Origin of the sequence: Enterobacter cloacae complex sp. 372C4, from assembly GCF_050030615.1 — a bacterium.
Classification (GTDB): Bacteria; Pseudomonadota; Gammaproteobacteria; order Enterobacterales; family Enterobacteriaceae; genus Enterobacter; species Enterobacter intestinihominis.
In genome coordinates this window covers 3,290,840-3,310,583 of record NZ_JBLGUQ010000001.1, presented here as the reverse complement: position 1 = coordinate 3,310,583, position 19,744 = coordinate 3,290,840, and the positions used below count along the sequence as shown (strand labels likewise).

The 19,744-nt window shown below is 54.6% G+C and carries 17 protein-coding genes and 1 pseudogene; 9 read left to right on the top strand and 9 right to left on the bottom strand.

Going from position 1 to position 19,744, the window contains the following annotated elements:
- The first annotated feature begins 29 nt into the window (after positions 1 to 29).
- On the top strand, positions 30 to 2,270 hold the full coding sequence (locus tag ACQG11_RS16120) for a TonB-dependent siderophore receptor (protein WP_023299551.1): 2,241 nt from the start codon (positions 30 to 32) through the stop codon (positions 2,268 to 2,270).
- A 519-nt stretch (positions 2,271 to 2,789) separates the two neighbouring features.
- On the top strand, positions 2,790 to 3,479 hold the full coding sequence (gene entD, locus ACQG11_RS16115; RefSeq protein ID WP_426728576.1) for an enterobactin synthase subunit EntD: 690 nt from the start codon (positions 2,790 to 2,792) through the stop codon (positions 3,477 to 3,479).
- On the opposite strand, the gene ACQG11_RS16110 is transcribed toward entD, so the two are convergent.
- From ACQG11_RS16110 to betT, 7 genes and pseudogenes are all read right to left on the bottom strand, one after another.
- Positions 3,415 to 4,254 (bottom strand): metal ABC transporter permease, encoded by an 840-nt coding sequence (locus tag ACQG11_RS16110; RefSeq protein ID WP_426728575.1) that lies wholly within the window; start codon positions 4,252 to 4,254, stop codon positions 3,415 to 3,417. The two genes, entD and ACQG11_RS16110, sit on opposite strands and share 65 nt — an antisense overlap.
- Positions 4,251 to 5,099, bottom strand: coding sequence for an iron/manganese ABC transporter permease subunit SitC (gene sitC / locus ACQG11_RS16105; RefSeq protein WP_032624704.1), 849 nt, complete (start codon positions 5,097 to 5,099; stop codon positions 4,251 to 4,253). The genes ACQG11_RS16110 and sitC overlap by 4 nt, the downstream gene beginning before the upstream one ends.
- Positions 5,096 to 5,902, bottom strand: a complete 807-nt coding sequence (gene sitB / locus ACQG11_RS16100) for an iron/manganese ABC transporter ATP-binding protein SitB (protein WP_038415616.1) — start codon at positions 5,900 to 5,902, stop codon at positions 5,096 to 5,098. Before sitB ends, sitC begins: the two co-directional genes overlap by 4 nt.
- A gap of 2 nt (positions 5,903 to 5,904) precedes the next feature.
- Complete coding sequence (locus ACQG11_RS16095) at positions 5,905 to 6,816, bottom strand: metal ABC transporter substrate-binding protein (RefSeq protein WP_022647367.1); 912 nt, start codon at positions 6,814 to 6,816, stop codon at positions 5,905 to 5,907.
- Between the two features lie 211 nt (positions 6,817 to 7,027).
- On the bottom strand, positions 7,028 to 7,312 hold the full coding sequence (gene nadS, locus ACQG11_RS16090; RefSeq protein WP_003858821.1) for a NadS family protein: 285 nt from the start codon (positions 7,310 to 7,312) through the stop codon (positions 7,028 to 7,030).
- A gap of 2 nt (positions 7,313 to 7,314) precedes the next feature.
- Positions 7,315 to 7,701: pseudogene (locus tag ACQG11_RS16085) on the bottom strand (type II toxin-antitoxin system RelE/ParE family toxin).
- A gap of 138 nt (positions 7,702 to 7,839) precedes the next feature.
- Positions 7,840 to 9,873, bottom strand: a complete 2,034-nt coding sequence (gene betT / locus ACQG11_RS16080; protein WP_022647365.1) for a choline BCCT transporter BetT — start codon at positions 9,871 to 9,873, stop codon at positions 7,840 to 7,842.
- Positions 9,874 to 10,001: 128 nt separating this feature from the next.
- Here betT and betI point away from each other — a divergent pair, with 128 nt between their 5' ends.
- From betI to betA, 3 genes are read left to right on the top strand one after another with little or no spacing between them, the layout of a single operon-like run.
- Positions 10,002 to 10,589 (top strand): transcriptional regulator BetI, encoded by a 588-nt coding sequence (gene betI, locus ACQG11_RS16075; RefSeq protein WP_023299544.1) that lies wholly within the window; start codon positions 10,002 to 10,004, stop codon positions 10,587 to 10,589.
- A gap of 13 nt (positions 10,590 to 10,602) precedes the next feature.
- Positions 10,603 to 12,075, top strand: a complete 1,473-nt coding sequence (gene betB, locus ACQG11_RS16070; RefSeq protein ID WP_063147982.1) for a betaine-aldehyde dehydrogenase — start codon at positions 10,603 to 10,605, stop codon at positions 12,073 to 12,075.
- Between the two features lie 13 nt (positions 12,076 to 12,088).
- A complete protein-coding gene (betA, locus tag ACQG11_RS16065) occupies positions 12,089 to 13,753 on the top strand; it encodes a choline dehydrogenase (protein ID WP_426728574.1) in 1,665 nt (554 codons plus the stop codon).
- A gap of 39 nt (positions 13,754 to 13,792) precedes the next feature.
- Here betA and ACQG11_RS16060 read toward each other — a convergent pair whose 3' ends face one another.
- Complete coding sequence (locus ACQG11_RS16060; RefSeq protein ID WP_426728573.1) at positions 13,793 to 14,245, bottom strand: SgcJ/EcaC family oxidoreductase; 453 nt, start codon at positions 14,243 to 14,245, stop codon at positions 13,793 to 13,795.
- A 696-nt stretch (positions 14,246 to 14,941) separates the two neighbouring features.
- Here ACQG11_RS16060 and brnQ point away from each other — a divergent pair.
- The 4 genes from brnQ to ACQG11_RS16040 all read left to right on the top strand — a co-directional run bounded on the left by brnQ (position 14,942) and on the right by ACQG11_RS16040 (position 18,489).
- On the top strand, positions 14,942 to 16,246 hold the full coding sequence (gene brnQ / locus ACQG11_RS16055) for a branched-chain amino acid transport system II carrier protein (RefSeq protein WP_063201115.1): 1,305 nt from the start codon (positions 14,942 to 14,944) through the stop codon (positions 16,244 to 16,246).
- Between the two features lie 41 nt (positions 16,247 to 16,287).
- Positions 16,288 to 16,710 carry a DUF2000 domain-containing protein gene (locus ACQG11_RS16050; RefSeq protein WP_063139120.1) on the top strand — a complete coding sequence of 141 codons (423 nt, stop codon included), beginning with the start codon at positions 16,288 to 16,290 and terminating at the stop codon, positions 16,708 to 16,710.
- 744 nt (positions 16,711 to 17,454) lie between these two features.
- Positions 17,455 to 17,820, top strand: a complete 366-nt coding sequence (locus ACQG11_RS16045; RefSeq protein ID WP_124304280.1) for a hypothetical protein — start codon at positions 17,455 to 17,457, stop codon at positions 17,818 to 17,820.
- Between the two features lie 324 nt (positions 17,821 to 18,144).
- A complete protein-coding gene (locus ACQG11_RS16040; protein WP_063201122.1) occupies positions 18,145 to 18,489 on the top strand; it encodes a hypothetical protein in 345 nt (114 codons plus the stop codon).
- A gap of 90 nt (positions 18,490 to 18,579) precedes the next feature.
- Here the strand turns inward: ACQG11_RS16040 and ACQG11_RS16035 are convergent, their stop codons facing one another.
- Positions 18,580 to 19,599, bottom strand: a complete 1,020-nt coding sequence (locus ACQG11_RS16035; protein WP_426728572.1) for a fimbrial protein — start codon at positions 19,597 to 19,599, stop codon at positions 18,580 to 18,582.
- Positions 19,600 to 19,744 lie beyond the last annotated feature (145 nt).

The window sequence follows — 19,744 nt, the reverse complement described above, 5'->3', positions numbered from 1 at the left end:
ATTAAATAACCATAAAAGCGGGACGTACAATGAATAAGAAGATTCACTCTCTGGCCTTGCTGGTCAATTTAGGGATTTATGGTGTCGCGCTGCCCGCCATGGCAGACGACAACACCGCCTCCGCGCAGCACGAAGACACCATGGTGATCACCGCCGCCGAGCAGAATTTGCAGGCGCCGGGCGTGTCAACCATCACCGCCGATGAGATCCGCAAAAACCCGCCCGCGCGCGACGTGGCGGAAATCATCCGCACCATGCCGGGCGTTAACCTGACCGGCAACTCCACCAGCGGCCAGCGCGGGAACAACCGTCAGATTGACATTCGCGGCATGGGCCCGGAAAACACCCTGATCCTGATCGACGGCAAGCCGGTCACCAGCCGCAACTCCATCCGTCTGGGCTGGCGCGGCGAGCGTGACACCCGCGGCGATACCGGCTGGGTACCGCCAGAGATGATCGAGCGCATCGAAGTGATCCGTGGCCCGGCCGCTGCACGCTACGGTAACGGCGCGGCGGGCGGCGTGGTGAACATCATCACCAAAAAATTTGACGACCAGTGGCACGGCTCCTGGAACACCTACCTGAACGCGCCAGAACATAAGGACGAAGGTTCGACTAAACGCACCAACTTCAGCCTGAGCGGCCCGCTGGGCGGCGACTTCAGCTTCCGCATGTTTGGTAACCTGGACAAAACCCAGGCCGATGCGTGGGACATCAACCAGGGTCACCAGTCTGAACGTACCGGTGCCTACGCCAACACCCTGCCCGCAGGCCGTGAAGGTGTGGAAAACAAAGACATCAACGGCGTGGTGCGCTGGGACTTCGCACCGATGCAGTCGCTGGAGTTTGAAGCGGGCTACAGCCGCCAGAACAACCTGTATGCGGGCGACACGCAGAACACCAACAACGACAACGCGCTGGTGAAGAAGAACTACGGTAAAGAGACAAACCGTATTTATCGCCAGAACTTCGCCGTGACCTGGAACGGCGGCTGGGATAACGGCATTACCACCAGCAACTGGGCGCAGTACGAGCACACCCGCAACTCCCGTCTGGGTGAAGGACTGGCGGGCGGTACTGAAGGTCTGTTCAACAGCAATAAATTCACCGACACCGATCTGTCCGACGTGATGCTGCACAGCGAAATCAACCTGCCGATTGATTTCATTGTGAACCAGAACCTGACGCTCGGCACCGAGTGGAACCAGCAGCGCATGAAGGACTCGACCTCCTTCACGCAAACCCAGCAGGGCGGCACCATCCCGGGCATGAGCGAAGACCGTAGCCCCTACACGTCAGCGGAGATCTTCTCCCTGTTCGCCGAAAACAACATGGAGCTGACCGACAGCACCATGCTGACCCCTGCCCTGCGCTTCGATCACCACACTATTGTCGGCAATAACTGGAGCCCGTCCCTGAACCTGTCGCAAGGTCTGGGGGATGACTTCACCCTGAAGATGGGCATCGCGCGCGCCTATAAAGCGCCAAGCCTGTATCAGACCAACCCGAACTACCTGCTGTACAGTAAAGGCCAGGGCTGCTACGCCAGCTCCGACGGCGTGGGCTGCTACATGATGGGTAACGACGATCTGAAAGCGGAAACCAGCATCAATAAAGAGATTGGCCTGGAGTGGAAACGCGACGGCTGGCTGGCGGGCGTGACCTGGTTCCGCAACGACTATCGCAACAAGATTGAAGCGGGCTACGCGCCGATTGGCCAGACGTCCACCGGCAAAGTCACCACCGATATCTACCAGTGGGAAAACGTACCGAAGGCGGTAGTGGAAGGTCTTGAAGGCTCCCTGAACGTGCCGGTCAGCGATACCATCAACTGGACCAACAACATCACCTACATGCTGCAAAGCAAGAACAAGGAGACTGGCGATCGTCTGTCGATCATCCCGGAGTATACGCTGAACTCTACCCTGAGCTGGCAGGTACGTCAGGATGTCTCATTGCAGTCGACCTTCACCTGGTACGGCAAGCAGCAGCCGAAGAAGTACAACTACAAAGGTCAGCCGGTGACCGGGTCTGAGAAAGACGAAGTCAGCCCGTACAGCATCGTTGGCCTGAGCGCGACCTGGGACGTGACGAAAAACGTCAGCCTGACCGGCGGCGTGGACAACGTCTTCGACAAGCGCCAGTGGCGCGCCGGTAACGCCCAGACCACGGGTAATACCACGACGGGTGCGTATATGTACGGTGCGGGTGCGTATACGTATAATGAGCCGGGTCGCACCTGGTACATGAGCGTGAATACGAGGTTCTGATACAGGCAGTGACTTCCCCCTCTCCCTGTGGGCTGAGGGATCCCCAGTAATTTTTTTATGCAGAAGCAATAAAGTTGCTTTCTAAATGACTGAGAGCTGTCAGCGATGCCCTGGTCCGGCTGTAAATCGCTGAGGCGTTTGCCTTCCGGCCGGGGCGAGGCGCAGGGATGCGCCGAGAGGGCGGCTTAACAGGGACGTTGCCTCCGCCCGTACCCGATAAGCCGGAAGGAATAAGCCGAGGGCACCGCGAAGCGGCGATTTACCGCCGGGAGCACGGGTCGCCAGGGTGGTGGCGACTGAGCCACCCTGGCACGTTCACCGGTCATGTCGTTACAGAGTAGCAAGGAACATAAAGTGAACGGAATGACCACCACCGCCGTATGTTCCCCTCACCCTAACCCTCTCCCCGGAGGGGCGAGGGGATTGCTCAGTGCTCGCATTAATTTGTGGGGAACCCTCAGCCCTTTGGGAGAGAGCCGGGGTGAGGGCATCAGGCCGCACAATACTGAAGGGAAAACCATGCACACAACCCACAGCACATTTTCTCTCGCCGGCCACACCCTTCACCGCATCACTTTCGACCCCACCACCTTCACCGACGCCGATCTCCTCTGGCTCCCCCATCACGCACAGCTGGCTGACGCCGGACGCAAGCGCAAATCCGACCACCTGGCAGGCCGCATCGCCGCGGCGCATGCGCTAAACGAGCGCGTAATCCCCGGCATCGGCCCCAGCGGCGAACCGCTCTGGCCGCAAGGTATTTCCGGCAGCATCACCCACAGCGGCACGCAGGCGATGGCCGTCGTCACGCATCACCCGGCGCTTATCGGCATTGATTGTGAAACGATCCTTTCCGAAAACGAAGCCTGGGAAATCAAAGACGGCATTATTGATACGCAGGAAGAACCTGTGCTTTCCCGCTCGGGATACCCGTTCGCCCTCGCCCTGACGCTGGCGTTCAGCGCCAAAGAGAGCCTGTTCAAGGCCCTCTTTCCTCAGGTACAGGCCTGGATGGGTTTTGACTGCGCCCGCGTTACCAAGCTCGACGACAAGACGCTCACGCTGGCATTGACCCGTCAACTGGCAGGCTTTGAGGAAGGCACCGCCTTCCCCCTGCACTGGCAGCAGCACGGCGAACAGGTCATCACTCTGCTGTCACACGCTCCTGGCGACGTGCCTTCACGCTGGTCACCACAAACGTCACGATAAACACCATCGCGAACAGGACCACAATGGTCGGCGCGGGCGCGCTGTCGAGATAAAACGAGGCATAAACGCCGCTTACCGACACCAGCGCTGAAACGGCGACCGCCACCAGCAGCGCCATGTGAAAGCGTCGGGTAATCAGCACCGCCACGGCGCCGGGGGCAATCAGCAGCGAAATCGACAGAATTATACCCACCGCTTTCAGCGTCGCCACGATGGTCAGCGAAACCATGCACAGTAAGCCGTAGTGCAGCCAGCGGGTGCGCAGGCCGCTCGCCTGCGCCTGCTGATAGTCAAAGCAGAACAGCAGAAAATCGCGCCACTTCAGGCCAATCACCAGCGCAATCAACCCTGCGACGAGACCGCTTTGCAAAATGTCCATCCCGTTAATGCCCAGCATATCGCCGAACAGAATGTGGTCGAGATGCACCTCAGGTTTGACGGCGATATAGAGGATCAGCCCGGCGCCGAACATGCCGGAAAAGACGATCCCCATGACCGTATCCTGCTTAATTCGGCTGTTATCCTTCAGGTATCCGGTGGCGACCGCGCAGAACAGACCGGCCACGAATGCGCCCAGCGCCAGCGGCAGGCCCATCATCCAGGCCAGCACGACGCCGGGAAACACCGCGTGGCTCATGGCGTCGCCCATCAGCGCCCAGCCTTTCAGCACCAGAAAAACCGACAGCAGCGCGCAGGGCACGGCCACCAGGAGTGAAATCAGCAGCGCGTTGTTCATAAACGCAAACTGGAACGGTTCGAGGATCAGCGTCATCATGGATGTGCCTCCCGCGCCCGACGGCGGCTGGCAAGCAGCCCGTGCTTCGGCGCAAAGACGAACGCCAGCAGGAACAGCAGCGTCTGGGCGACCACGATAATGCCGCCGGTGGCGCCGTCGAGGTAATAGCTGGCCCACGCACCGAGGAAGCTGGTGATGCTGCCAATGGCGACGGCAATCATCAACAGGCGCGGGAAGCGATCGGTCAGCAGCCAGGCGGTCGCACCGGGCGTAACCACCAGACAGATCACCAGAAATGCGCCGACGGTTTGCAGCGCCGCCACGGTAGAGACCGCCAGTAGCGTGAAGAAGAGAATTTTCAGGCGTTCAGGACGCAGACCGATGGCGCGGGCGTGGTTCTCATCAAAAAAGGTCACCATCAGATCTTTCCATTTGAACAGCAGGATAACTATCGACACCACGCCGATAATCGCCAGCTGGACGATATCTTCCGGGGCGATGGCGAGAATATTGCCGAGGACGATGGTCTGAATGTTCACCGAGGTCGGGTTGAGTGAGACCATAAACAGCCCCAGCCCGAAAAACGAGGAGAAGATCAGCCCGATAATGGCGTCCTCCTTCAGGCGGCTGCGCTGGTTGAGAAACAGCATGCTGCCCGCCGCCAGCCCGCCCGATAAAAACGCCCCCAGCGAGAACGGCAGCCCGAGCATGTAAGCGCCCGCTACGCCCGGCACGATGGAGTGCGACAGCGCATCGCCGATCAGCGACCAGCCTTTGAGCATCAGATAGCAGGAGAGAAACGCGCACAGCCCGCCCACCATCGCCGAGACCCACATCGCGTTGAGCATGTACTCGTAGCCGAAGGGTTCGAGAAGCACGTTCATTTGGCCTCCTGTCGGTGCGTGACGAAGGGGCGTTCGTCGTCGGTAATAATGCGATCTTCCGAGCCGCTGAGCACCACGTGGCGCAGCACGCCGCTGAAGGCGCGCTCAAGATTCTCAGCGGTAAAAGTGATATCCGTCGGGCCGCTCGCCAGCACGGTGCCTTTGACCATCACCGTGTAATCGCAGAATTCCGTGACCGAGCCCAGATTGTGGGTTGAGACCAGCATCGTTTTACCCTCGTCGCGCAGCTCCCGCAGCAGGCTGATGATCCTGGCTTCGGTTTTGACGTCCACGCCGGTAAACGGCTCGTCGAGCAGGATCACCTCGCCCTGCTGGGCAATCGCCCGCGCCAGAAACACGCGCTTCTTTTGGCCGCCGGAGAGCTCGCCAATCTGCCGATGGCGCAGCTCAAGCATATCCACGCGCTTCAGGGCGTCGGTTACAATCTGCCTGTCGCGCTCTTTAGGCCGACGCAGAAACCCCATATGCCCGTAGCGGCCCATCATCACCACGTCCTCGACCAGCACCGGAAATGACCAGTCGACCTCTTCCGACTGCGGCACGTAGGCGACCAGGTTCTGGCGCAGCGCCCGGTGAGGCGGAAGCCCAAGAATGGAGATAGTGCCGCTCGCCGCCCGCACAAAGCCCATCACCGCCTTAAACAACGTGGACTTGCCGGAACCGTTCACCCCCACCAGGGCGGCAATCGATCCGCCCGGCACGCTGAACGACGCGTCGCGCAGCGCCGTGTGGCCGTTGCGGTAGGTCACGGTCACGTCGGTTACAACAATCCCCTTCTGCATGGTTACTCCTTCATCCCGTCGCGGATGCCCTGCACCAGCGTGCGGGTGGTGACGTTCAGCAGATCGATATAGGTCGGCACCGGGCCGTTTTCTGCACTCAGGGAGTCAACGTACAGCACGCCGCCGTAATGGGCGCCGGTTTCCCGCGCCACCTGACGAGCGGGCTTATCCGAGACGGTGCTTTCGCTGAACACCGCCGGAATGTGATGTTTTTTCACCAGATCGATAACCTTGCGCACCTGCTGCGGCGTGCCCTGCTGATCGGCGTTGATCGGCCACAGGTACAGCTCTTTCAGGCCCAAATCCCGCGCCAGATAGGAGAACGCCCCTTCGCTGGTCACCATCCAGCGTTTGTCTACCGGGATCGCCGTGACCTGCTTGCGCAGCGGTTCGAGAGTGGCGGTGATCTTCTGCTTGTAGGCGTCGGCGTTACGCTGATAGGTCTGCGCGTTGGCCGGATCGTACTTCACCAGCGCGTCGCGGATGTTATCGACGTAAATCAGGGCGTTGTCCGGCGACATCCACGCGTGCGGGTTGGGCTTGCCGTTATAGGGCCCTTCGCTGATGCCCATCGGGGTGATGCCTTTGGTAACAATCACCTCCGGCACGCCGTTCAGATGCTGATAAAAGCGCTGGAACCACAGCTCCAGATTCATGCCGTTCGCCAGGATCAGCTGCGCCTTCTGCGCGCGTTTGATATCGCCCGGGGTGGGCTGGTATTCGTGAATTTCCGCGCCCGGTTTGGTGATGGAGGTGACCTCTGCGGCATCCCCCGCTACGTTTTTCGCCATATCAGCGATAACGGTAAAAGTGGTGATGACCTGGAACTTTTCAGCCGCCAGCGCGCCGGTTGTGGTCGCGGTCATAAGCAGCGCGCCGAGCAACAGACGCTTCAATCCTTGCCGTGGATGCATCGCAGAAGTCTCCTGAGGTGATTAAATTAAAAGCAAAATTAGCCCGTGCTATAAGGTATAGCACAGGCTATATTTAAATGAAAATAGTTATCATTAAAGTTATGTCAACGGAGGGAGAGCCTGATGGCGCTTCGCTTATCAGGCCTACGGTAAAGCAGTTTTGGAGTTTTGTAGGCCGGGTAAGCGCAGCGCCACCCGGCATAAGGGCGACTCACTGCCCGGCAAGTGCCTTATAAAATGCAGGATTCTCCCGAATCACATTAAGTACCTTCGCCGCCAGCCCGGTTGGGTTGCGACGTTTAGACTCCCAGCTCTTTATCGTATCGACGCTCGTGCCAAGCGCCTTCGCCATTTCGCTTTGCGTGATATTGAGCTGCTCTCTGATGGCGCGCACATCAGCAACTTCATAGCGGGTTACCCGGGAAGCGGCTTTTCTTCCGTTATGGATCTCAACGGCCTCTTCAAGCGAAGATTTTAATTCATTAAAAATACTCATTATCAGCCTCCACCTGCCTGATTAGGGTACATAGTACACCTCAAATTTACGGCACGGGAAGCAGTATTTTTCAGAATGGAAGTCAGCTTTTTAAGTTCTGCTTTCTCTGTCTCTGTCAGGCTGTCCTTTATGCATTTTGGATAGGCCATAATGAAATAGATCACCTCCTCTGTGGCAAGAAAGTAAATCACTCTGATCCCCCCTCTCTTTCCCTTTGAGCCTGCCGCCATCCTTATTTTACGTAAACCCCCCGTCTGCTGGATCAGGTCACCTTTATCAGGCCAGGCAATAAGTTCCTTTTACAGATCCTTTAATTCATCATCCGTAGCAATGCTTTTAATCTGTCGGGTAAAGAGTGATGTTTCGATAAACTCTATCGCATGACTCATCCATAGTTCCTTCCCTAAACGCAGCAAAAGCCCGAATGCTTCAGCATCAGGCTCTTGCTGCATGGTTACTCTTCCTTGAGTAATGCTGCGCCAAATAACTGTATTTATATACAGTCTGAAGGTATTTTAAGAATCCGTTTAGACATCCGGGAACATCACGCTATTCCCCGGCGCTTCCCTGTGGAGATGGATAAAGTTCAGGTGCCGTTCATACTGGTCCAGAATATCCGTAATTACCTGCTCCTTGCTGTAATCCATCAAATCATTCCCCTGGCTGCCTTCCAGCAGGAAGGTCTCCAGCCGGTAGTAGGTCGATTTGCCGCTGCGCGCCCGGTAGGTGAACCCTGGCACCGAATACTGCTGCGGCCAGATCTGATAAACAAAGTTCTGCTCGTCGCCCATGTGCACCAGCAGATCCAGGTGCCCCAGGGTTTCGCCCTCTTCCGGCGGCAGGTTTTTCAGCTCCACGTAGGCGCCACGCAGCTTCAGCTCCTGCGCCACCTCTTCCATCGCCGGGAAGCAGACCGTCTCCATCATCTGGCTGGTGTAGCGCGTGCCCGGGTAGTTCATCAGGCGCGACAGGCGTTTCTTCCAGCTCAATCTGTCCTGCGCGCCCATCGGCCGCGGGGCGGTGTCGCGGCTGGCGCTGACGCGGCGGTAGTCTTCCACCTTAAGCGATTTATACAGCCCGGCCATCACGAAGAAGATCACGAAGCTGAACGGCAGGCCCATGATCACCGTGGTGTTCTGCAACGCAGAGATACCGTTGGTCATCAGCATCCCGAGCGTCAGCAGGCCGATGGCGACGGACCAGAAGATGCGCAGCCAGTTCGGCGCATCGCTGTTGATGTCCTTCAGCTTTGAGGTGAAGTTCCCCAGCACCAGCGCGCCGGAGTCCGCCGAGGTGACATAGAACAACAGGCCGGTAATGGTTGCTACGGACGCGCTAAAAGTAAACGCCGGGTACTGCGCCAGCAGGCTGTAGAAGCCGCGCTCCGGGTGCACCATCGCTTCCTGCGCGAAGGTCGCATTGCCGTGGATAATTTCGTGCAGCGCGCTGTTGCCGAAAATCGACAGCCACAGCAGGGTGAAGGTGAACGGGATGATCAGGGTGCCCATTACAAACTGACGAATGGTGCGCCCGCGCGAAATACGCGCCAGGAACAGGCCAACAAACGGCGACCAGGCCACCCACCACGCCCAGAAGAACAGGGTCCAGTTGTTCATCCATTCCACCGGGCGGTCAAAGGCGAAGCTGTTCAGCGTCATGCCCATAAAGCGGTTCACGTAATCACCTACGTTGAGCACTAAGGCATTGAGCAGGAACGACGTGTCGCCCATAAACAGCACGAACAGGATCAGCCCCAGCGCCAGCGCGACGTTCAGCTCGGAGAGCACGCGAATACCTTTATCCACGCCGGAGGTCACCGAGATGGTAGCGATGATCACCGACAGCGCAATTAGCGCCGCCTTCGCCGCCATCGAATCCGGGATGTCAAACAGCACGCTCAGCCCGTAGTTAAGCTGCACTACGCCAATCCCGAGCGTGGTGGCGATGCCGAAGATGGTGCCGATCACCGCCGCGATATCGACGCTGTGGCCAATCGGGCCGTTGATCTTTTTCCCGAAAATCGGGTACAGCGCGGAGCGGATGGTTAGGGGCAAATTATAACGATAGCTAAAGTATCCGAGCGCCATGCCCATCAGGGCATACATTGACCAGCCCGTCAGGCCGTAGTGGAACAGCGTCCAGACCATCGCCTGACGCGCGGCCTCCATCGTCTGCCCTGCCCCTTCCGGCGGCTGCATATATTGCGTGACCGGTTCCGCCACGGAGAAGAACATCAGGTCGATGCCAATGCCCGCGGCAAACAGCATCGCGGCCCAACTCAGCAGGCTGAACTCGGGCTTGGACTGCTCCGGCCCAAGCTTCACCGAACCGAAGCGCGAGCAGGCAATGCAGACGACGAACACGATATAGAGCGTCGCCGCCAGAAGGTAGTACCAGCCGAAGGTCTTCGACACCCAGTTCAGGGTGCGCCCAATCCACTCGGCAGAAAAATCACGAAAGAAGATAGTCGTCAGGGAAAACAACAAAATCAGCCCGGCGGACGTAAAAAAAACGACCGGGTTGATTTTGTCTTTTTCTCTGTCTTGTGAAAGGTCTGTCATCCAGTATCCCCACTGTTTTTGTAACTATTAAAATCCAAAATCGCAACAATTAAGACACATTTTATATTGAACGTCCAATCAAAAACCGCTTTAATAGATTACCAATGCTGATGAATGGAGTGGCAAAAATGCCCAAAGTGGGGATGCAGCCGATCCGGCGCAGGCAGCTCATCGATGCCACGCTGGAAGCAATTAATGAAGTGGGAATGCATGACGCAACCATCGCGCAAATCGCCCGTCGGGCGGGCGTGTCCACGGGGATCATCAGCCACTATTTCAAAGATAAAAACGGTCTGCTGGAAGCAACCATGCGCGACATCACCGGTCAGTTACGCGATGCGGTATTAAGCCGTTTACGCGCCCTGCCGGACGGCAGTGCAGAGCAGCGTTTGCAGGCGATTGTCGGCGGCAATTTTGATGAAACCCAGGTCAGCGGCGCGGCGATGAAGGCCTGGCTGGCCTTCTGGGCCAGCAGCATGCATCAGCCGATGCTCTATCGTTTGCAGCAGGTCAGCAGCCGCCGGTTGCTCTCAAATCTGGTGTACGAATTCCGCCGCGAACTGCCGCGTGAACAGGCTGAAGAGGCGGGCTACGGGCTCGCCGCACTGATTGACGGGCTGTGGCTGCGCGCCGCGCTCAGCGGCAAACCGCTGGATAAAACCCTGGCCCAGTCGCTTACCAGCCACTTTATCAGCCAGCATTTACCGACCGAATAACCGAGGAGGAAGCATGTCCCGAATGGCAGAACAGCAGCTTTATATCAATGGTGGTTATACATCCGCCACCAGCGGTCGCACCTTCGAGACCATCAACCCGGCCAACGGTGAAGTTCTGGCGAGCGTGCAGGCCGCCGGGCGTGAAGACGTGGACCGCGCCGTAGAGAGCGCAAAGCGCGGGCAAAAAATCTGGGCGGCGATGACCGCCATGGAGCGCTCGCGCATCCTGCGTCGCGCCGTCGATATCCTGCGCGAGCGCAACGACGAGCTGGCAAAGCTGGAAACCCTCGACACCGGTAAAGCGTTTTCTGAAACCTCGACCGTCGACATCGTCACCGGCGCGGACGTGCTGGAGTACTACGCGGGGCTGATCCCGGCACTGGAAGGCAGCCAGATCCCGCTGCGCGAGACCTCCTTCGTCTACACCCGCCGCGAGCCGCTGGGCGTGGTGGCGGGCATCGGCGCGTGGAACTATCCGATCCAGATCGCCCTGTGGAAATCCGCCCCGGCGCTGGCGGCGGGCAACGCGATGATCTTCAAGCCGAGCGAAGTAACGCCGCTTACCGCCCTGAAACTGGCGGAAATCTACACCGAAGCGGGCGTGCCGGACGGCGTGTTTAACGTTCTGCCGGGTGTGGGCGCGGAAACCGGCCAGTACCTGACCGAGCATCCGGGCATCGCCAAAGTCTCCTTTACCGGCGGCGTCGCCAGCGGCAAAAAGGTGATGGCGAACTCGGCGGCCTCGTCCCTGAAAGAGGTGACGATGGAGCTGGGCGGTAAATCCCCGCTGATAGTGTTTGACGATGCGGATCTGGATCTCGCGGCAGATATCGCCATGATGGCCAACTTCTTCAGCTCCGGTCAGGTGTGCACCAACGGCACCCGCGTGTTCGTGCCCGCGAAGTTTAAAGCCGCGTTTGAGCAAAAAATCGTTGAGCGCGTGGGCCGCATCCGCGCGGGCGACCTGTTCGATGAAAACACTAACTTCGGCCCGATGGTCAGCTTCCCGCACCGCGACAGCGTGATGCGCTACATCGCCAAAGGCAAAGAGGAAGGTGCGCGCGTGCTGTGCGGCGGTGACGTGATGAAGGGTGACGGCTTTGATAACGGCGCGTGGGTTGCCCCGACCGTGTTCACCGACTGCACCGACGAAATGACCATCGTGCGCGAAGAGATCTTCGGCCCGGTGATGTCCATTCTTTCCTATGACACTGACGAAGAGGCCATTCGTCGCGCCAATGACACCGACTACGGTCTGGCGGCGGGCATTGTCACCGCCGATCTGAACCGCGCCCACGGCGCTATTCATCAGCTCGAAGCGGGCATCTGCTGGATCAACACCTGGGGCGAATCCGCCGCGGAGATGCCGGTGGGCGGCTACAAACACTCCGGCATTGGCCGCGAGAACGGCGTCATGACGCTTCAGAGTTACACCCAGGTGAAGTCCATCCAGGTTGAGATGGGTAAATTCCAGTCCATATTTTAACCGGGAGGTTTATTTGCAATTTGACTACATCATTATCGGGGCCGGCTCTGCCGGCAACGTTCTGGCAACACGACTGACTGAAGATCCGAACACCACCGTCCTGCTGCTTGAGGCGGGCGGGCCGGACTACCGCTTTGACTTCCGCACCCAGATGCCTGCCGCGCTGGCCTTCCCGTTGCAGGGCAAGCGCTACAACTGGGCGTATGAAACCGAGCCAGAGCCTTTCATGAACAACCGCCGCATGGAGTGCGGACGCGGAAAAGGGTTGGGCGGCTCGTCGCTGATCAACGGCATGTGCTACGTGCGCGGCAACGCAATGGATCTGGACAACTGGGCGAAAGAACCGGGTCTGGAGCACTGGAGCTATCTCAACTGCCTGCCCTACTACCGCAAGGCAGAGACCCGCGACGTGGGGCCGAACGACTACCACGGCGGCGACGGTCCGGTGAGCGTCACCACCTCTAAGCCGGGCGTGAACCCGCTGTTTGAAGCGATGGTGGAGGCAGGCGTGCAGGCGGGCTACCCGCGCACCGACGATCTCAACGGCTATCAGCAGGAAGGCTTTGGCCCGATGGATCGCACGGTCACGCCGCAGGGCCGACGCGCCAGCACCGCGCGCGGCTATCTGGATCAGGCCAAACCGCGCCCGAATCTGACCATCCGCACCCACGCCATGACCGATCACATTATCTTTGACGGCAAGTGCGCGGTGGGCGTCGAGTGGCTGGAAGGCGAAAGCACCATTCCTTCAAAAGCGACAGCGAAGAAAGAGGTACTGCTGTGCGCGGGCGCTATTGCGTCACCGCAGATCCTCCAGCGCTCCGGCGTGGGCAACGCTGAACTGCTGAAGCAGTTTGAAATCCCGCTGGTACATGATTTACCCGGCGTGGGGGAAAACTTGCAGGATCACCTGGAGATGTACCTTCAGTATGAATGCAAAGAGCCCGTTTCCCTCTACCCTGCCCTGCAGTGGTGGAACCAGCCGAAGATTGGCGCGGAGTGGCTGTTTGGCGGCACAGGCGTGGGCGCGAGCAACCACTTCGAAGCGGGCGGGTTTATCCGCAGCCGCGAGGAGTTCGAGTGGCCGAATATTCAGTATCACTTCCTGCCGGTAGCGATTAACTACAACGGCTCGAACGCGGTGAAAGAACACGGTTTCCAGTGCCACGTCGGCTCCATGCGCTCGCCGAGCCGCGGGCACGTACGGATTAAGTCCCGCGACCCGCATCAGCATCCGGCGATCCTGTTCAACTATATGTCCCACGAGCAGGACTGGCAGGAGTTCCGCGACGCGATCCGCATCACCCGTGAGATCATGCACCAGCCCGCGCTGGACAAGTATCGCGGTCGCGAAATCAGCCCGGGCGTCGAATGCCAGACCGACGAACAGCTGGACGAGTTCGTGCGTAACCACGCCGAAACCGCCTTCCATCCGTGCGGCACCTGCAAGATGGGCTACGACGAAATGGCGGTGGTCGATGGCGTAGGCCGCGTTCACGGGCTGGAAGGGTTACGCGTGGTGGATGCGTCGATCATGCCGCAGATTATTACCGGCAACCTGAACGCCACCACGATTATGATCGGCGAGAAAATTGCTGATGCGATTCGCGGGCGCGAGCCGCTGGCGAAGAGCACGGCGGCGTATTACGTGGCGAACGGCGCGCCGGTTCGCCGTTAAGACGTTACCCCTCTCCCCAACCAGGAGAGGGGGCAGGGTTTACCCTTCTGGCATCGCAGAAGAGTGGTGCGATGAGATTTTCCACGCTTTTCCGTCCCATGCGTAGGTAAAGGTATAGCGTGCGGTTACGGATGTTTTATCCGCGAAAGTAAAAGTGTATGTCCCGGTATCAATGGCTTTATTACAGCCGAGACGAATGGTGCGGCTGTCAATTTTACCGAACGGCTTCTTCTTCAGAAAATTCTCGAAGTAATCCACACGCTCCTTATCCGTCAGCCTGACCTGGTTTGATATTGTCGGCAGCAATACCGCATCGCTCAGGTAATTATCCGCCACTTTATGGGCATCGCCTGTCTGAAGCGATGCATTCCATTTATCGAAGAGCGCTTCAATCTGCTGATTGTCAGCTTTTACGCACTCTGGTGCAGTGGCAGCAAAGGCAGAAGCAGAGGCTAGTCCGAGGAGGGCAGTAAGAGAGATTAACGTTTTCATTGACCATTTTCCTTATGTGGTTTTTCCTGAGGGCGCACTATCCTTTTTATTCCACTACGTGACAATATCAATTACTTATCATTACGCTTTTTACATAAAGATAAACAAGGTGAAATGATATACAAACAAGTAAAACACACCCAACAAAAATGCTAATATACAATAAGTTACAATGAAAACTTTATTTACATAAGAATTTACTGCTTCGCTGAAAACGCACAGGTGTGCAAGCATAATCCCTCAGACCTCTCTTGAGAAATCCCTTTTTTTTCATACAAATATGCGTTTTTTGAATCATTTTGTTACGGTTAATTTCAAAAACAAATAAAAGTTGAAAATACAACTTTTTGTTTAGTGGATATCATTGCCTCCCGATCGTAAATCTTCACCGAGAGGACAGCAGTATGCTGAACAGACAGTTATCCCTTAACGTTGCCCTAATTGCCCTGAGCCTCATGCTCAGCGGATGCGTCATTAGAGATCATCATTCTTCCGATCATCATCATCCGGACCATCGCCCATGGCACCATGAACCTTCGCATGCCCACGGCTGGCATAATCATCATGGGGATCACCATCACGAGCACCACTGAGCCTCACGTTCGCCCCGGTCCGGACTGTTTCAGAATGTGCTTTATACTTAACCGCACTCTCGTTCCTGGCGCTTTACGGCAAAGAACTGATGAAGACAACAACATGACTACTTTTCGCGTCAGAGACATTTTTATTCTGGGCTTTCTCAACTTTGCTCTGTTTGTCGGGGCGGGTAATATCATCTTTCCGCCGTTGATCGGGCTACAGGCAGGCACATCCGTCTGGTTTGCGGCAATGGGTTTTCTGTTGACGGGCGTCGGATTGCCGGTGATTACCGCCATTGCCATGGCGAAAGCGGGCGGTTCGCTGTCGGCCATCACCCGTCCCACCGGGCGCATCTGCGGTATGGCATTGACTCTTGCCTGTTATCTTTGTATCGGTCCGATCTTTGCTATTCCACGTACCGCCACCGTCTCTTACGAACTGGCATTGCAGCATTATCATGTGAATAAAAGCGGGTTGCCCCTGTGGAGCTTAATCTTTTTTAGCCTGGTGATTCTGGTGTCCCTCTATCCCGGACGTCTTCTCGATACCGTAGGGAAATTTTTATCACCCTTGAAAATCATTGCCCTGCTGGTCCTGACGGTCACGGCCGTGCTCATCCCGGCAGGAGCGCCAATGCCACCCCAGGGACTGTACGCAACCTCCCCCTTTTCTCAGGGGATCACTAACGGTTATCTGACGATGGATACGCTGGCGGCTCTGGTCTTTGGGCTGGTGATTGTCAGGGCAATTCAGTCCAGGGGCGTGACCTCCCCACGTCTTATCACCCGCTACGCGCTATACTCCGGTCTGATTGCGGGTGTGGGGCTGGTCGTCGTTTATGCAGGCTTGTTCCGTCTGGGGCTAAGCAGCAGCGGGCTGATTGAGGGCGCAACGAACGGAGCACAGGTCCTCAGCGCCTATGTGCATTTTAGCTACGGGGCTGCCGGAGATATTTTTCTGGGCGTGCTGATGACCCTTGCCTGCCTGGTCACCGCGATCGGTCTGACATCGGCCTGCGGCTCCTGGTTTAGCGATCACACCCGCTTCAGCTATCGCACCTGCATCTGGTTTTTTGCCATCGTCTCAATGCTGATCTCCAACATTGGGCTTACCCAACTGATTAATCTGTCAGTGCCGGTCCTGACGGCAATTTACCCGGTATTCGTGGTGCTCATCCTGACATTTTTCTTTCGTGAAAAATTCCATTCCACGACCCTGGTCATTATCCCCGCCGCGTTCGTTACCTTCCTGTTCGGTCTGGCAGAGGCGCTCAACTCTTCAGGCGGTCCACGGTGGCTGGCCTCGCTCACCGCCAGCATGCCGCTGCATAATCAGGGGCTGGCCTGGCTGCTTCCCGCCGCCAGCATAGTTTTCGTCATGTCCATTATTGACCATGTCCGGTATAAACGAGAATCTCGCTAGCAGGCTATGCGGGGTGAGTAAGTTGCCATTGAGGAATCGCGATGTTTGAAGACAATCAAAAAAAACTCTATATCGTTGTTAACCGTATGATGGAGCCGGCTTTACTTTTGAATGCCACCGCCCACCTCGCAGCTGGGATCATGCGTAAAGCGGATGACGCGCTCTTTCATGACTATTCGAATGAAGAAAGCGGTTTACAGGCCTATCTTAGCCATTATCCGGTTGTCATCCTTCAGGCAAAAAACAGCAATCAGCTCAAAACAGCGCTGCTAAAATGTCAGGGCGCGGACATAACGTTTAACTACTTCAGCACGACGATGCTTGGCGCGTCGTCTGAAGCCCAGATTCAGGCGACGAAAGAAACCTCTCTGGAGTCTCTGGAGTTTATAGCCATTGCGCTTTACGGGGATACCGAACGAATGTTGCCCGTCACGAAAAAATTCTCCGTCTTTAAAATGGTATAACCCCGCAAAAAAAATATTTGAGCCGCGCACGTTGTCTCATGCCAGGCATACCGCCTGGCGCTTCTCGTTCTTGTTTTTCCACTCAAAAGCCTTTTCCAGAGCAAACAGCTGCCAGACACGTCGCGTCACAAGAAGGTGCGCTGGATCACAACAACCACACCATTAGTTTAATTTACAACAAAATGTTGATATTATTTATTTAGGCGATAGACAGGTATGGGACTCATCCTTATCAGCGCGCTGGTTATTAACTTACTTTTAACAAAAATAACCTATTGAATATATTTATTTTTTTACATGAAGCAATTAGACGTAAGCCATGATCAAAAACCTTTTCATATTTTTTATTGTATTTCTCGTTTTAGCTCTCTCACTTGAAATCTTTTTTATCGAAAAACACCACATCAATTATTTCCGTGATGGGGTAAGAAACGTTGAGGAGGTATTATCCCTGTGGGAAGAGCATTAAATAAAAAGGGAGGAACCAGACAATACTTACTTAACTTAAAACTAAGGGTGATTTTTTTTGCGCAGAATGTAAAATTTACTTCCGACCTGTCTCAATCGTAAATATTAGTATTATTAACCATTTTAAAGTAAAGCATTGTGTAAGTATTTGACATAACATCTTTTAGATGCTTACCCGTGCTTATTCTATATATAGGCAATATCTATTATGTACTTATCACAGAGAACGATAGACTGTTTTAAGGGAGTATATTCTTTGTAAAAAAAGGTAGATGAGTGGAAACAACAAAATTATGGATTTCATTAGGCACTATTGTCAGCCCTATTACTGGAACGTTTTTCACCAAGATAATTACGCAATATAACCATAAATACCTGCTCTGGTATAATGGAGAATATCTTATCAAACCCGGTGATAACATTAAGGTTAACAAAAACGGAATTGTTATATCAGAAAAATTACGGAAGATTAATATAATACAAATTGACAAGTATAGCCCGACGCTCTGGCGAGTCATGCACAACATGTCCAGCTGCCCTGGCGATAAAGAACCTGAAAATTCATTTTGTACATCCTCCGTCCGCTGTATTTTCAAAACCTGCCCTTACGGTAAGAAACGGAGAAACGCATGTAAACGCTGAGAATGAGATTCCAAGAGCCTCTATAATCGGAGGCCTTTACTGCCCCGGCAGAATACCGCTCTGTCATTCGATGATATTTAGTCAAAAAAACTCAGTCATTACCGACAGAATAATCCCCGTCCTCTCCTTGCATCTCTCTCTTCAAACCACATATACCAGCATGGAATAGTAACAATAATAACAAAATGGCTATTTTTATCTGAAAATGCTCGTTATAAAAAAGAAACAAAGCCATCAGATCACAAATTGCCCTCCCTGTTCACCTCCTCTAAAATACGTCAGCAGAAACATTTCATTATTAAAATAGATTAAGAGGCATCGACAATGCGTCTGGCATCATATGCTATTGCGTTACTATTCATCACTTCACTGACGGGCTGTAAACCGGAAAATGGAAAGGCTTTTGTTGGAAATTGGATTGAGGAAACAAATTCAAAGATCCCGGCTAAAATTTCTATAGCAGACATGAAATCAGGGCAACGTCATTTCTATGCGGTAAAAATAACCGATCTCATATGGGATAAAGAAACGGGCGTCCATTACAACACGAAAAAAATCAATGCCATGCTGGATAAGGAAAACTTCCTGTGGGCGAATAATGGGGATAACTTCATCATTTTTGACGATCATCTTATGTACAACGGAGATCGCTACAAACGCGTTCAGTAGTACGGTTGTGTTTAAAACGCTGGAATGCCCCCCATCCGCGACAGCCCACATCGCAAATGAGGGGGCTAAAGGGCAGGAAATATCAGAACACTACAGATAATTTAAAGTGTAAACCACCTTTCCCGTTATGTTACCTGCCACAACAGAATCTTCGGTCTGAATAATACGCGCCGATAATGGAATGACATATGACGTTTCTCCCGTTGTAGGTAACGTTCCGGTTATTGCACTATCACTGATTTTTATAAGGTTAGTTCCTGCGCTGTCAGGTAGACCCTGGCTGAGCTGTATCCCTACCCCTTGTGCAGCATCTGTTGCTGACGTGTCCGTAGCGATGATGCCGTTATCAGCATCAATAACGCCGCTGACGGAAGTAAAAGAAACAGTCCAGGGGTTAGGCGTCAAGGCTCCTGTGGTTATGCCTGAAGCGTTTTCCGACCAGACATTTCCACTCGTTGCATTTCCAACTGCCCTGGTACAGTTCGTTAAAACAATACTGGCGGGCACCCACGGGCTGCTAGATCCTTTACTCTTAAACCTCGTTTGCGACCAGTTCCCCAATGAGACGGTATAATCAGGTGTCGTACAGGTTGAAGTATTAATCTGAATGCTGCCAGTAAAAGAGTAAGTTGCAATTTTTACATAATTCTCTGTTTGCTTCCCAAGACTTATCGAAACCGCTGGCAAATTCGTAGCATCAAGGAGTCCTGGGGTGATATCGCCCGTTTTTATAAGTGTTATATCAAAGGCGTTAGTACTATAAGGATTATCTACTGTACAATTTATATCATCACCACTGAGACATATAATTTCTTCATAAGGCCATATGACTTTTGAACCATTCCATATACTAATACCCACTCCAGGAATACCCGTTTCGTATACTGTTGTATAGACGCTTCCAGAATACCCTGACACTGGTTGAGGGGTATAATCAATCTGTCGTTTAACTCTAAAATAACCGTTAGTACTTGCACAGGTTACCTTGTAGGGACTTAGTCCCGAGCGGTAAGTTTGCCTGTATATTTCAGAACCTACGGGCATATCCTGTCCAACCGATATAATCTGATGTATTAAGGGTATTTGAACTGTTTGTTCCTGTTGTAACATGCTTGTATTACTCGTATTCAACACACATGTGGCAAAGGTTGAAAATGGATACAAAAGCAAAACAGTTAACATAAGCCTGTACATATCACCACCTACTTCCTTTATACAATAATGCCCATTTAACTACTCCTGCATCGTTACGCTT

What these genes read in the sequence shown, in the direction of transcription:
- betT (WP_022647365.1), bottom strand. Translation starts at nt 9,873, where the DNA reads ATGACAGACCTTTCACAAGACAGAGAAAAAGACAAAATCAACCCGGTC.
- nadS (WP_003858821.1), bottom strand. Translation starts at nt 7,312, where the DNA reads ATGAGTATTTTTAATGAATTAAAATCTTCGCTTGAAGAGGCCGTTGAG.
- betI (WP_023299544.1), top strand. Translation starts at nt 10,002, where the DNA reads ATGCCCAAAGTGGGGATGCAGCCGATCCGGCGCAGGCAGCTCATCGAT.
- ACQG11_RS16035 (WP_426728572.1), bottom strand. Translation starts at nt 19,599, where the DNA reads ATGTTACAACAGGAACAAACAGTTCAAATACCCTTAATACATCAGATT.
- ACQG11_RS16050 (WP_063139120.1), top strand. Translation starts at nt 16,288, where the DNA reads ATGTTTGAAGACAATCAAAAAAAACTCTATATCGTTGTTAACCGTATG.
- entD (WP_426728576.1), top strand. Translation starts at nt 2,790, where the DNA reads ATGCACACAACCCACAGCACATTTTCTCTCGCCGGCCACACCCTTCAC.
- sitC (WP_032624704.1), bottom strand. Translation starts at nt 5,099, where the DNA reads ATGAACGTGCTTCTCGAACCCTTCGGCTACGAGTACATGCTCAACGCG.
- sitB (WP_038415616.1), bottom strand. Translation starts at nt 5,902, where the DNA reads ATGCAGAAGGGGATTGTTGTAACCGACGTGACCGTGACCTACCGCAAC.
- ACQG11_RS16040 (WP_063201122.1), top strand. Translation starts at nt 18,145, where the DNA reads ATGCGTCTGGCATCATATGCTATTGCGTTACTATTCATCACTTCACTG.
- ACQG11_RS16095 (WP_022647367.1), bottom strand. Translation starts at nt 6,816, where the DNA reads ATGCATCCACGGCAAGGATTGAAGCGTCTGTTGCTCGGCGCGCTGCTT.
- ACQG11_RS16120 (WP_023299551.1), top strand. Translation starts at nt 30, where the DNA reads ATGAATAAGAAGATTCACTCTCTGGCCTTGCTGGTCAATTTAGGGATT.
- betB (WP_063147982.1), top strand. Translation starts at nt 10,603, where the DNA reads ATGTCCCGAATGGCAGAACAGCAGCTTTATATCAATGGTGGTTATACA.
- ACQG11_RS16110 (WP_426728575.1), bottom strand. Translation starts at nt 4,254, where the DNA reads ATGATGACGCTGATCCTCGAACCGTTCCAGTTTGCGTTTATGAACAAC.
- brnQ (WP_063201115.1), top strand. Translation starts at nt 14,942, where the DNA reads ATGACTACTTTTCGCGTCAGAGACATTTTTATTCTGGGCTTTCTCAAC.
- ACQG11_RS16060 (WP_426728573.1), bottom strand. Translation starts at nt 14,245, where the DNA reads ATGAAAACGTTAATCTCTCTTACTGCCCTCCTCGGACTAGCCTCTGCT.